11 protein-coding genes are annotated in these 13,015 nt (G+C 40.3%); 7 read left to right on the top strand and 4 right to left on the bottom strand.

All coding sequences use genetic code 11. The features are described from left to right. Positions 1–90: 90 nt before the first annotated feature. The 5 genes from lysS (at position 91) to VF06_RS03260 (ending at position 6,714) form a co-directional block, all read left to right on the top strand. Entirely contained in the window at positions 91–1,776 is a 1,686-nt protein-coding gene (gene lysS, locus VF06_RS03280; protein ID WP_099069677.1) for a lysine--tRNA ligase, read from the top strand. 297 nt (positions 1,777–2,073) lie between these two features. After that, entirely contained in the window at positions 2,074–2,487 is a 414-nt protein-coding gene (locus VF06_RS03275) for a type II toxin-antitoxin system RelE/ParE family toxin (protein ID WP_099069676.1), read from the top strand. Continuing rightward, the gene (locus VF06_RS03270; RefSeq protein ID WP_099069675.1) at positions 2,474–3,181 is read left to right on the top strand and encodes a helix-turn-helix domain-containing protein; all 708 of its coding nucleotides are present in this window, start codon (positions 2,474–2,476) and stop codon (positions 3,179–3,181) included. Before VF06_RS03275 ends, VF06_RS03270 begins: the two co-directional genes overlap by 14 nt. A gap of 87 nt (positions 3,182–3,268) precedes the next feature. Beyond that, positions 3,269–3,469: a hypothetical protein gene (locus VF06_RS03265; protein WP_099069674.1), complete on the top strand. Its 201-nt coding sequence runs from the start codon at positions 3,269–3,271 to the stop codon at positions 3,467–3,469. Between the two features lie 137 nt (positions 3,470–3,606). Continuing rightward, a complete protein-coding gene (locus tag VF06_RS03260) occupies positions 3,607–6,714 on the top strand; it encodes a CHAT domain-containing protein (protein WP_244917965.1) in 3,108 nt (1,035 codons plus the stop codon). A gap of 27 nt (positions 6,715–6,741) precedes the next feature. Here the strand turns inward: VF06_RS03260 and VF06_RS03255 are convergent, their stop codons facing one another. After that, a complete protein-coding gene (locus VF06_RS03255; RefSeq protein WP_099069672.1) occupies positions 6,742–7,197 on the bottom strand; it encodes a DUF29 domain-containing protein in 456 nt (151 codons plus the stop codon). A 103-nt stretch (positions 7,198–7,300) separates the two neighbouring features. Next, positions 7,301–7,897, bottom strand: coding sequence for a glyoxalase-like domain protein (locus tag VF06_RS03250; protein ID WP_096541419.1), 597 nt, complete (start codon positions 7,895–7,897; stop codon positions 7,301–7,303). 199 nt (positions 7,898–8,096) lie between these two features. On the opposite strand from VF06_RS03250, the gene VF06_RS03245 reads away from it, so the two are divergent. Together VF06_RS03245 and VF06_RS03240 are read left to right on the top strand one after the other, a co-directional pair. After that, positions 8,097–8,726, top strand: a complete 630-nt coding sequence (locus tag VF06_RS03245; protein ID WP_180267233.1) for a sigma-70 family RNA polymerase sigma factor — start codon at positions 8,097–8,099, stop codon at positions 8,724–8,726. Between the two features lie 96 nt (positions 8,727–8,822). Then, positions 8,823–9,899 carry a tetratricopeptide repeat protein gene (locus VF06_RS03240; protein ID WP_099069670.1) on the top strand — a complete coding sequence of 359 codons (1,077 nt, stop codon included), beginning with the start codon at positions 8,823–8,825 and terminating at the stop codon, positions 9,897–9,899. 281 nt (positions 9,900–10,180) lie between these two features. On the opposite strand, the gene VF06_RS03235 is transcribed toward VF06_RS03240, so the two are convergent. Together VF06_RS03235 and VF06_RS03230 are read right to left on the bottom strand one after the other, a co-directional pair. Then, complete coding sequence (locus VF06_RS03235; RefSeq protein WP_099069669.1) at positions 10,181–10,885, bottom strand: hypothetical protein; 705 nt, start codon at positions 10,883–10,885, stop codon at positions 10,181–10,183. Positions 10,886–11,249: 364 nt separating this feature from the next. Beyond that, positions 11,250–12,737, bottom strand: coding sequence for a sensor histidine kinase (locus tag VF06_RS03230; protein ID WP_099069668.1), 1,488 nt, complete (start codon positions 12,735–12,737; stop codon positions 11,250–11,252). Between the last annotated feature and the right edge of the window lie 278 nt (positions 12,738–13,015).

Here is a 13,015-nt window from a genome sequence, read left to right as displayed (position 1 = left end):
TGCCTACGCCCGCGCTTTCAAGGACAAATATCTCTTACTGCCAACTTTTGCAGCATCTATAATTAATCTTGCCCTATTTAGTTCGTTACCATGTCGGAAGAAGATCTCCGTGCCGCGAGGCTGGAAAAAGTAGATCAGCTAAAGCAGTTAGGCACTAATCCCTACGCCTATCGTTGGGAATCCACCCATCACGCAGCGCAGTTACAAGAACAATTTGCCAATTTAGCCAGTGGTGAAGAAGTTGATTTAGAAGTGGCGATTGCCGGACGCATTATGGCGCGTCGGGTTTTCGGTAAATTGGCTTTCTTCACCTTACAAGACGAAACCGGCACGATTCAGCTTTATTTAGAGAAAAATCGCATCCAAGAAGGCATGGCAGATATTGATGCCGATGCGTTCAATCACTTGAAACAACTCACAGATGCAGGCGACATCTTAGGAGTCAAAGGTACTATCAAACGGACTGAAAAGGGCGAGTTATCTGTCTACGTCAAACAATACACCATCCTGACTAAATCTCTGTTGCCCCTACCCGACAAGTGGCATGGATTGACGGATGTTGCCAAGCGCTACCGTCAGCGCTACGTTGACTTGATTGTTAACCCAGAAGTGCGGCAAACTTTCCGCCGTCGCGCCCAAATCACTGCCGGGATTCGTCGCTATTTAGAAGAACGGGATTTTCTAGAAATTGAAACGCCAGTTCTACAAAGTGAAGCTGGGGGTGCAGATGCACGTCCATTTATCACTTACCACAACACTTTAGAAATGGAGTTGTATCTGCGAATTGCCACAGAACTTCATCTGAAGCGGTTAATCGTAGGTGGGTTTGAAAAAGTGTTTGAATTAGGGCGAATTTTCCGCAATGAGGGAATTTCGACTCGACACAATCCCGAATTTACAACTATTGAAATTTACCAAGCCTACGCCGACTACAACGATATGATGGCGCTAACAGAAGGAATTATTACCACTGTTGCCCAAGAAGTACTCGGCACGCTAAAAATTACCTACCAAGGTGAATCTATAGATTTAACACCACCTTGGCGACGGGTAACGATGCACGATTTAGTTAAAGAGTTTACCGGGCTAGATTTTCAATCTTTCCAAACTTTGGAAGAAGCAAAAACAGCAAGTAAAAATGCTGGTTTGGAAGCAATAGACGATGTGCAATCTATTGGTAAACTCTTGAATGAAGCTTTTGAACAAAAGGTAGAAGAAAAGTTAATTCAGCCTACCTTTGTAATTGATTATCCAGTGGAAATTTCCCCGTTAGCAAAACCCCACCGTTCTCAACCTGGTTTGGTGGAAAGATTTGAGTTATTCATAGTCGGGCGGGAAACTGGCAATAGCTTCTCAGAACTTACCGATCCCATCGACCAAAGAGAACGCTTAGAAGCGCAAGCTGCTAGAAAAGCTGCTGGTGATTTAGAGGCGCAAGGTGTAGACGAAGACTTTTTGGCAGCTTTGGAATATGGTATGCCGCCTACTGGTGGTTTAGGAATTGGAATCGATCGCTTAGTAATGTTACTAACTGATTCTCCCAGTATTCGGGATGTAATTGCTTTCCCCCTACTCAAACCTGAGGGCAACGTTATTAAGCAATTTACCCACGATGTAAAAACTCAAACACTAACTATTGAATTTGATAGCGGAAGTGTTTATGAGTATTTCAAAGTACCTCCCAGTGTCAAGGAAGGCTTAGATAATGCACCATCCAAAGGTCAATATTTCAACAAGTTTATTAAAGGGAAATTTAAGTACGAACAACTGAGTTGAGACATTAAATCTTAAGTAGTAGCGTGGCAAGCCTTAAATGTTGCAATAGATTTTATTCTGGGACGGGTGAGGAGACCCGTCCGGGCGGGCAGGATGCCCACCCCACAAGAGTTTACTAATGCACTATTTTAGCTTTGACACGCCAGTAGGGTGCGTTATGGCTTTAGCCTAACGCACCATTTTCATGCCTCATTCTTTTATTACCTTAGTTGCACTTACTTATTCTATATGTTATTCCTTTAAAAGAATATTTGATTTGACATTCTTTATAAAGAATATTATACTGTGAGGTAGGAAGTGACTTGGACTTGGGAACTTTATCAAGATGTCAATGGGGAAATCCCCAAAGACTTGCTTGCTTTTTTCATCAGGATGATTCCCCAAGAGGAGCAACCAGAAAACCCACCAAAACCATTACTGAGTGCTTCCGAAACCAGGCGTCTGCAAGTTAATCTTGGCTACCTGTGTAACAAAGGACTCGCGTCACTGACCAGCGACATCTTTGAGAAGCTGGAAGATGATTTGTATGAGTTACGCATGACCAAGAGCGAACATAATCCACGGTTTATTTTAACGGCTGCTACTCCTCAGCGTTTCGTGGTGTTGCACGTCTTTATGAAAAAATATGATGACGCTATCAAAGATAGAGACAAAGAACCTGCAAGAGTAAGATTACGTGAATTGCAGCAGAGGAATCATGAAAAAGCCTAATTTTCAAGCTTGGTTGCAGCAAAAGGTAAGCGATGACCCAGAGGTGATTTTGGCGGGTAAGTTAGAGTACTTGCGTCTTTATCTTACCGATGCTATGCGGGAAATACGTAATAAAGCAGGATTGACTCAGACACAGCTAGCAGAAAAGCTGGGAGTAAAGCAAGCGGCGGTGTCTAAATTGGAGTCGGCGTTAAAAGAGCATGAGTTGGAATCAGTGTTGCACTATTTACACGCCTTGGGTGCAGATTTGCTGGTAGCCGTCAAACAAGGTGATGATTTATATCAAGCCAGCGATAACGATGGTCTGTTGCTAGTAGATGTACCAGATGTAGTTTTCCAAAAGGCATTGGCGGCAAACATGAGTGTGCGCGAATATGTACGCCTAGCCGTTGAGAAGTTTTCTACTGAGGATGATGGACTGAGAACAGCTTTGGTAAAACTGCTGGAAAGTGACGATGCAGTAGCAGTGAAAGTGAGACAACGTTTAGGTTCAAGGACAATTCAAGAAGTTGCTGTAGACTTGGAAAAATGTCTTAGTTTATCGGAGGAAGAAGATAGGATTTTCGCTGTGAAAAATGTTTTGGCTGCTAATGTGTTGTGTGGAGAAAGTAATCGCGGAACTAGTGATGAAATTGATGAGATTGAGTTGTTGGATTTAGCTGAAGAATTGCTAGAAAAGTTGGCAGATATTTAGAATGACACAGATTTCATTTATAATTATCGGTCAATTTAATTTATTTAATTTGTATAGCCACATTATTACTTAACAAAGTAAGTACTTATGGTTAAGGGAAAACATTCTGAGAGATTAGACAACTTTTTACAAGCTGTAGAAGCTGCTCAAAAAGTGCAGGATGACATCATGAAGTATGGGCTTGAAGCCGCCCATTTATATTGTGATGATGTTGATGGAGATTGGCTAGAAACATGGGAAGAAGATGAAGATGGGCAGCAAATTTTTCTAGAATTAGAGTATAAATAGAAATTATTTAAATAAAAATGGGAAAAACATTTCGTACTTCTAAAACTAAACAAGTTAGACAAAACCGCAACACTGAATTTTATTTTTTTCTAAAAAAAGCATCATATATAAGCTATAAAAATATTAATCAATATGAGATGGCATATCCATTTATAGAAGCAAATTTAGATAAGTTGAATTATGAATTTGTTAGGTGGCTTCAGGTAAGAATACCAGATACTCTGTCTAAAATAGATTTAAAAAAAGCATTCTTTTTAATAAGAGGAGTTTGTTGTTTTAGTGAGATTGTTCACCACTTTCCTTTAGGTAATAAAGCACTCAACTTAGAGATTTCTGTCAGCGGATGGGAAATTTGTGCTGAATTTATAAGCCATAAAAAAGTAAAGTTTGCAAAATTATTATGGGCAGAAATACAATGCAATCTTAGTTTAGCCTATAGTAGCCGGATATACGGACATAAACACGAGAATATAGAAAAAGCAATATCAGCTTGCAACGAAGCGTTAAAAATCGTCAAACGTGAAGATATGCCTGAAATGTGGGCATCAATCAAAAATAATTTGGCGCGGGCTTACCTTTACCGTATTTATGGAGAGAAAGCTGATAACTTAGAACAGGCAATTAGTCTTTTAAAGGCTGCTTTACCAATTCACACCCGCGAATCATTTCCTAAAGAATGGGCAAAGCTACAACACAATTTGGGAGAAGCTTATTTTCAAAGAGTTAAGGGTGATAAAGCAGAAAATTTGGACAAGGCTTTAGTGTATCTTAGTTCAGCGTTAGAAGTTAACACAAAAGAGTCTTTTCAAACATTATGGGCTAATAGTCTCAACACTCTAGGTGCTATATTTGTTGAACGAATTCATGGCGATCGCGCAGAAAATTTGGAAATGGCGATCGCTTGCTTTCAAGCAGCATTGCAAGTCCGCACCCGTGAGGCTTTACCTGATGATTGGGCGCAGACAACAATGAATCTAGCAAATGCCTATCGTGAGAGAATTCAGGATAACCAAATTGCCAATTTAGAAACGGGTATTCAAACTTACACAGATGCTTTGCAGGTTTATACAAAAGAAACATTTCCTATAGAATGGGCTAAGACCCAAAACAATTTGGGAATAGCATATTTAAAACCGCCATACATATACTATACGGAAAATCAAGAACGAGCGATCGCAGCCTTTGAAGCAGCTTTAGAAATTTACAGTCAAGAGACTTTTCCTATGGATTGGGCAATGGCTCAAAAAAATTTAGGTATTGTCTACAGCCAAAGGAGAATAGGTAACAAAGCAGAAAATTTAGATAAAGCAATTCAATATTATGAAGCAGCTTTCCAAGTTTTTACCCGTGATAATTTTCCCGATTATTGGGCTAAAAACCAAAATAATCTGGCCATTGCATATACACATTTAGGAGAGATTGATAAAGCGATAGCTTGTTGTCGGTTTGGCCTAGAAATTTTCACGGCTACAGCCTTTCCTTCACAGTGCTTTACAGCTTCTAACCAACTAGGTGAAATTGCTACAAACGCGAAGCGTTGGTTAGAAGCTATCGAAGGATATAGCTTAGCCATTGAAGCTGTAGAAACCAGTCGCAGTTGGGCAAAATCGGAATCGCGTCGTCAAGAAATTTTAGAACAAGCTATTCATGTTTATCAAAACATGGTGCAAGCTTGCATCAATGCTGGACAAATAGAAAAAGCCTTTGAATATTCAGAGCGATCGCGCTCTAAACTTCTTGTAGACTTAATGGCAAGCTACAACCTCTCTCAAGGCGAAGAAATTCCCCCAAAAGTCCAAGAATTATTACAGCAATACGAAGAACTGCAACGGCAAATTGAGCAAGAACGCCAAGGGCATAAATCTGAAAATAATCGCAGTGAAACACGTGCTGCATGGGAAGCTTATAATGAGGCGATCGCCACTTTAGAAAGACAAAAACAACACGTTTGGGAAAATATCAGACGCGAAGATCCGGTGTTAGCTGGAGAAATTCAAGTTACCCCCCTAAAATTATCAGAAATTCAAAAGCTAATTGACCAACCCAATACAGCTATTCTCAGTTTCTACACTACTAACAACGACACCCATATTTTTGTCGTGCAGCAAAACCAAATTACTCTCCATACCTGTACAGAACAAGGATTAGATACCTTGCAACGCTGGATTGAGCAAAATTGGTTATTGCCATATAGAGATGAACCCAAAAAATGGGAAACTCAAATTAGTAGTATTCTCCGCGAACTAGCTGAACGCCTACAAATATCTGAACTCATATCTCAACATCTCCAAGGAATAGAAGAATTAATTTTAGTACCTCACCTGTTACTCCATCAGATTCCATTTACTGCTTTACCTACAGGAGAATATCAGGAATATTTAGGAGATAAATTTTTAATTCGTTATACCCCAAGTTGCCAAATTTTAGAATTTTGTCAACAACGTGGCACTCTATATAAAATGCCTCTGAAATATGGCACTGTAGAAGATGCCGAAGATAACCTTCCCTGTGCCAGATTTGAAGGAGAAAAACTTGCTCAAATATACAATATTCCACGAGAAAACAGATTAATTGGCAGCAGTCAAGCCAGCACCAAAAGCTATCGACAATTAGCACAACAAGTTCAAGTACTTCATTCCTGTCACCATGCGGAATCTCGCCTCGATAATCCTTTAGAATCACAATTAAAATTAGCGCATAGCAGTAGCATCACCTTGGGACAATTGATGACACCAAGCTGGCGTTTACCTCAACTTGTAGAAGTCTTTTTGTCTTGCTGCGAGACAAATCTCGGTATTCCATCCCTAAATGATGATATCCTTACTCTTGCCACAGGTTTTTTGTGTGCAGGTGCTAGAAGCATTGTTAGTACTTTATGGATAGTAAATGACTTAGCGACAGCACTATTTTCTATCTTTTATTACCAACATCGACAACAAGGTAACAACCGTCCTGAAGCTTTACAGCAAGCCCAAATAAAACTGCGCGAACTTAATAAAGAGGCACTGCTAAGTAGAGAGGATATACAAGAATTTTATACTCAAGTTATCAAAAGGTCGAAAGAAGCGAAAACTAATAGAAACCAGTATTCTCAAGGTTCAGCCAACTATTTAGAGTGGGACTGTGAATATAAAAAGTACCGTAAATTGTTGAGTCAAATTTATGGCATAAAAAATTCTACTGAGGAGTTTCCTTTTTCACATCCTCGTTACTGGGCTGCTTTTATTTGCTACGGTTTAAGGTGAAAAAATAGTATTAAAATAATTACTCGCTTACTCATCAACCCGATTTAAATTTGGTAGGAATTCAGGATTCAAGGTTTCATCTAAAGTATAAGGGCAGAGTTCTGGAAAAACATTTTCATCTAACTCAGTTTCTCGAATCGCCAAAGCCAAACCTAGTTCATAAACAGTGAGGAAAGCTTCATCAAGATAGGGTTTTAAACTAGGGCTGTCTTGCAAAAGTAGCTTGATTTGAACGCGTTGTTCTCGAATTGTACCTAACCAGCTATTGGTACGTTTTTCAGGTTGAAATTGCCATTTGAGCAAATGTCCTAGTAATACTCCTAGCCGATTTCTTAATTCTTGCCGTTCTCTTCTGCCCAAAGTTTCAATTTCTTCAATCAAATTAACGGTATCTAATTGTTCCCATTCTTGATTTTTGAGCAAGCTAACTTGCTCTTGCGTCCAAGCATAGAAATCTGTTTCATATAGGTGATATGTATGCATTTTTTCCACTTGATTTACACCTATATTAAAATGGTGCGTTGCGCTGCGCGACAACACACCCTACTCTTTCTAAGATACAACTAATTACATTCAGAATTCTGAACTAATTCGCTACTTCAGCTAGTTCAATAATCCGGCCTTCATAGTCCTTGACTAAAAAATTCAGGGGCTTGCTGTTACGAATTTTGAATTTTAAACCGCGCACTTCTACTCGCATTAAAATCATTTCCAGGCATTCGTGGTCAAAGCAGACATGACGTTGCTGATTTTTGCTACCTAAACTTGCACCAGTAATGACGTGTAGCTGGGTATTTTTCTTTAATTGATACCACAGTCCTTCACTGCCGTTATTCATCGTTTTGCTAGACAAACTCGGTGAGGTAGACATATAAAGCGGATCGATTCCAGTTGCACCTATGGTTTGTTCGTAGTTGTAGTAGTAGTGCAAAGGCACTTCAGCGGCTGGTAAATCTAGCAGCCCTTCATACAACTGTCGGGCAATCTCCAAATCTGACACCATCACAGTGTGTACTTTTGGCGCACTGGTGAGGAACATCCACATGGCACCAGCGTAAGCCGCCAACAGCATTACCATAATCCCTTGGGTGGAGAAGAGGCTATCTAAAGGCAGGGAGGGCAAGAAGGAGGCTAAAGTAAGGGGACTGAAAAGGAATGAGATCGCGCTAACTGCTATAACCATGAACAAATAAGGATTCTATAAGGTAGAGGTTTTTATGATTGTCGATTAAGACTAAAATTAAGTCCTTGTTTTTTAGTTTATCAATATTTAACTAGTCTGAGTCTGGGGCTACAAATTGAGCAACACCAAGATATTATGCGATTAACTACAAGAGTGCAATTGCCAAAATTATTTTTAACAACTATCAATCTCAAGGCTGATGCAAATTCCTTCTTTTCCTGAAGCTAATCACCCCCTGGTTAAGTCGCTGTTTCATCACAGTGACGATGAATTACTGGCTCTGTTTCAGCAGTATCCTGATGCTGGCAAGTATTTTACAGTGATTTTTTGCCGCTATAGCCCCATAGTGTATACCTTAATTCGGCATTCGGCGCGATCGCCTGTACAAGCAGATTATCTGTTCGCCCTCACTTGGCGACATATCTACTATGAACTCGGTGGATTAAATTTAAGTGGCGGTGCATCCACTCAAGAAGCTTTAACCATGCAAAATTGGTTAATTAACATGACTGCTTTTTGTATAAACGAGATTAAAGTACCACCCACAGAAGCAATTCACTATTCTCTAGAAGCAACTTCACCGCCGTTATGGTGTTATGTAGAACAAGCATTAGATCAATTACCTCCAATTCTGCGCTTAATTGTGTTGATGTCTCAAACTTTTCATTGGAGTGACACGAGAATTGCTGCTTATTTGCAAGCTGAAGGAGAAGCGATCGCCCCGAACGAAGTAGCCAATTTTCTTCAGGAAGGCTATCGTATGCTAGAGGACAAATTACCTACAGATATTCGTGCTATTTATCTTGGTGAAGATTTTTCTCCAGCTTAGCTTACGTATAAATGCGAGTATTCGTTGTCTTCAAATTAAATTTAAAACTTCACTTTAGACCTTCTACTTAAGCCTGCAATTTGATGGGTAAGTTTTATGAGACAACAGCTTGTATTTTCCAGGCAGAAGATAAACGTTGATGTAACTGCGATTTTTCATCACCAAGTACTTTTGTATGGCTTTTTATTGTTTACTTTTGTGCTGACTCCCATAGCGGCGGGTGCGGTTGATATTACCGAACAACTCCACCGTCCTTTAAATAGTTCTGTTGGGCGACAATCAAGAGATGAAGCAGACAGTTTGTTGCGTATCGCTGAACAACAATACGCTTCTGGATATGCCAACAAAACAATTACTTCCTGCTTGCAAGCCCTAGAACTATATCATTCAATTGGTGACCTAAAAGCCCAAGGTTTAACTTATAATTTGCTTGCTAAAGCTTATATCCAGCTAGGTAGTTCAAAAGAAGCGGAAGATGCTTTACGGCGAGGATTAGCCATTGCTCGCGATACTAAAGATTTTCAATCTCAGATTTTTGTCCTGAACAATATTACTACATTTCTACTGCAAGAAGGAGAATTCGCTGCTGCTGGTAAAACTGCCCAAGAGGCATTTACAATTGCTCAAAATGTCAAAAATATTGAAGGTCAAGGACTATCTTTGAGTAATTTGGGATTAGTAGCAGCTAGGTTGGGAGATTATAACAAAGCAATTAAATTATATGAAAATGCCTTAATTTATCGCCGTCAAACTGGTGATACCATTGGTGAGGCAAATACCTTAAATAATTTGGGTGATGCTTATTTAGCAGCGGGAAATTATCAAGATACCATTGGTAGTTATGGTGCAGCAATGCGGATTGCTAAAATTAATAGCGATCGCATCAATCAATTAAGGGCAATCGATGGTTTAGTTACAGTTCACAGTGGTGTTGGTCGCCACGAACGGGCTTTTGACTTATTACAGGAGCGTTTAATACTCGCTAAAGAATTACAAAATGTGCGAGAAGAATTAAAATCTTTTGAATCCTATGCTCAATTATACGAGCAGTTAGGTAATTACCCCACTGCTCGTAACTTTTATGAAAGAGCGATTATACTGGCACGAAAATTAGAAGACAGCAAACAAGAAGTGCTACTGGTGGATAAGCTGACTAAAATGCTCAGACGGTAAAGGAATTTTGGATTAGGACTTACGCAATAACTCTCTGAAACCATTATTCCTTTGTGTCCTTCTCTGACGAGACGCTGCGCGAATGCGTCCTTCGCGGTAGCCTGCGGCAAGCCGCTGACGCTCCTTCTCTGCGAGACGCTGCGCGAACGTCGCTACCGCTTCGCTAATGCGTCTACGTTTTTCCGTTACCTGTGCGTAAGTCCTATGGATTTTGGATTTACCGCAGTTAGCCCAGCATTCTTGCATCAGTGCTGGGTTTAAGTCCCCCACTGAATTCTCTTTTAATTCAAAAACACTGAACCGCTTGGTTCGATTCTCATAGCACTTCTGCCTTGCGTTGCATCCGTCGCTTCATTAAATGTAACTTCCAAGTTTCCTGCTTCTGATGAAGGTTGTGGAGTTACCGTCAGTTGTCCGCCATCTTCTCGTTCAAATGTTACTGTTACTGGTGCGCTTAGACCTTGGAGTGTGACATCGGATTTACCTGCTAGCGATCGCGGTGCGGTATCGCCAATAACTTGGTAAGTTATATTGGCCGCAGTGTCATTCACCAATCTGACGTTAACTCTACCATTTGCCAGTGCAATTCTAGCACTAGGGGCTTGTCGTGATTGTACTGGTACTGGAGGTACTTGTCCTTGGGTTGGAGGAACCGGGGCTGGTGGTACAGCACCTGGTTGTGGTGGTACTGGAGGTTCTTCTCCACCTACACCCAATCTTGCTTGTTCTGGTGATGGAGTCGCAGGGACGGGGAGAAGTCCTTGGGCTGCTAGTCTTTGGGTTAACGCGTTGGGAGGACATCCTTGGGGTACTACAACGCGAGAGTTATGTGGTTCTTCGTAAAAAATACTAGGACAAGGATTAACGCGAGGAGTAGATTGCTGTGCCAGTACTTGAGGAATCGCTGGCAAGGTGATTAGTAGTCCTCCGCAAATAGCACCTAAAAATTCAGCAGATTTGCGGAAAATTGCAGAATTATTAACCATTATTAACTCCTGAAAATAATTGGATTATCTGATTTGAAAAATTTTAAATGTAAAAATTTAGAACTCAAATTTCACGATTTGTCAGGATTTTAGCGAGACAAGTATATTAATTAGGTATGTAATCATAGTTATTTAGCAACTCTGACTTTTGAATTTTGAGTTCTAAAGTAATTACATTTTTAAATTAATAAATAATTTATGTGTTTTACATCTAACTCTAGACTTGAAAATCATATTTTTTGGACATAAAACTTACTTCTGAAGGCTGAAAAACTCAAATTTACTATTGTTGAGTGTTGACTATGAACCGTTAACAGTCAACATTCAACCCTTTAATCCGAATAATTTATTTTTTGGAGTATCCTTAAGACTCCAGAGTTATTGGTAAAGTCACGGTGAAGGTGGTGCCAATGCCTTGGGTGCTTTCAACTTGAATGTGACCCTGGTGATGTTCGACAATGGCAGCAGCGATCGCTAATCCTAATCCTGAACCAGTAACACTGGCAGTAGCTTTATTCCCAGTATGAGTACGTGCAGGGTCTACCCGATAAAAGCGGTCAAACAAGCGCGGTAGTGCTTCTGGTGGAATTCCCACTCCAGTATCACTGACTTTAACTTGCAACTGGCTGCCAGTATAACGTCGTCCAGAAACCCGATTTATTCCCTCTATGCGTGCCAATTCGACTTTTACCTGTCCCCCTGCTGGTGTGTAATGCAAGGCATTGGTAATCAAATTTGTGAACAGTCGCACCAATTGATCCCAATTACCCACGAGGGTAAACCAATTTTCTAGTAATTTCTGGCTAGTTTCCGAAGCGGGAGGATCGACTAAGTGTAGAGTCAAGGCTATTTGTTTTTCTGGAAATAACAGTTGTTGTTCTTCAAGTACTTCCATCAACAAAGCATCCAACGGACAAGGTGCAAAGGCATCTTTGCTAATACCACTATCTTGTCTTGCGAGAAAAAGTAAATCGTTGACTAACCTACCCAAACGCTGTGTTAACCGTTCCACTATCTTTAACTGCTGGCGATATTGCAAAGAAGCAGTAGTTTGTGCTTCTGCTAATTCCAAGTCAGCAAGGGCGACTTGCACATTAGTTTGAATCAAAGTGATGGGACTTCTCAGTTCATGAGAAGCATCAGCAGTAAATTGTTTGAGACGCTGATATGACTCACCCACTGGTTCCATAGCTTTACCTGAAAGAAACCAGCCACTTGCTCCCACAGAAACCAGCATTAACCCAATACCCAGCGCCAAATCAAAAATAAATTCACGACTCGGCTTAGTAACTTCAAACCAAGGATGGCTGACACGCAGATATCCTAATACTTGCCGTCCCACTTCCACCCGTTGTGTGACTTGTCGCAATAAGAGTGGGGAGTTGGGAGTTAGGAGTGAGGAGTTAGGAGTTAGGAGTTTACGATCTTCTGTTTTCTCTGTCTCACTTTTTCCCTTGACTACACGGACAGTTTCACCAGTGCGGTTGCCATGAATGGGAATATTTAAAGGTTCGGATAGTGTTGACCAAAGTAATTCACCTGTGGGGCTAAACCATTCTAGGTCAATGTGGTCATCTTCTACGCTGTCGGCATTGTCAGGAAAACTCGCCTCTACATTAATGCGAAATTTATCAGCGTCGGAATTGACTGGCTCAATTATGAGTCTAGACGCACAAGGGCTTGTTGTTAGACATCGTTCTACTATTTCCACTACATGGTTGAGGGTATCGTCAATTCGCTCAATCAGTGTACTGCGGACGTATAAATAAATGCCACTTGCAAATAGTAGTAGTAATACCGCAGTTACCGCAGTGTACCAAATCGCAAGACGGCGGCGAGTAGCTTGAAACATGTTTTTTACTCCACTTTTTTAACTTAATATCTTTAAATTACGTATTTATACGGCTAAAAAATAACTCAATTTTTGAGCTTTGGTGATTTTGCTGAGGTTGAATTTTTGTTCGAGAATTACACTCTTGTTGCAGTAAATCTGCTGAGTCCCCTTTTATTCTTTGTAAAGAGAATAAAATAATTTGCTTTTGAACTATCTACATCTACCGAAACGCTGTTGAGTGCATCGAACCACAGAAACCAAAAATAAATTAGAAATTTAAGTATTAAATAATGATT

Source organism: Nostoc linckia z4 (assembly GCF_002608075.1).
In the GTDB taxonomy this organism is placed as follows: Bacteria; Cyanobacteriota; Cyanobacteriia; order Cyanobacteriales; family Nostocaceae; genus Nostoc; species Nostoc linckia.
This window is presented reverse-complemented; position numbering and strand designations above follow the sequence as displayed.

Coding starts and splice junctions, on each gene's coding strand:
- lysS (WP_099069677.1), top strand. CDS start 91: ATGTCGGAAGAAGATCTCCGTGCCGCGAGGCTGGAAAAAGTAGATCAG.
- VF06_RS03270 (WP_099069675.1), top strand. CDS start 2,474: ATGAAAAAGCCTAATTTTCAAGCTTGGTTGCAGCAAAAGGTAAGCGAT.
- VF06_RS03265 (WP_099069674.1), top strand. CDS start 3,269: ATGGTTAAGGGAAAACATTCTGAGAGATTAGACAACTTTTTACAAGCT.
- VF06_RS03260 (WP_244917965.1), top strand. CDS start 3,607: ATGGCATATCCATTTATAGAAGCAAATTTAGATAAGTTGAATTATGAA.
- VF06_RS03255 (WP_099069672.1), bottom strand. CDS start 7,197: ATGCATACATATCACCTATATGAAACAGATTTCTATGCTTGGACGCAA.
- VF06_RS03250 (WP_096541419.1), bottom strand. CDS start 7,897: ATGGTTATAGCAGTTAGCGCGATCTCATTCCTTTTCAGTCCCCTTACT.
- VF06_RS03245 (WP_180267233.1), top strand. CDS start 8,097: ATGCAAATTCCTTCTTTTCCTGAAGCTAATCACCCCCTGGTTAAGTCG.
- VF06_RS03240 (WP_099069670.1), top strand. CDS start 8,823: ATGAGACAACAGCTTGTATTTTCCAGGCAGAAGATAAACGTTGATGTA.
- VF06_RS03235 (WP_099069669.1), bottom strand. CDS start 10,885: ATGGTTAATAATTCTGCAATTTTCCGCAAATCTGCTGAATTTTTAGGT.
- VF06_RS03230 (WP_099069668.1), bottom strand. CDS start 12,737: ATGTTTCAAGCTACTCGCCGCCGTCTTGCGATTTGGTACACTGCGGTA.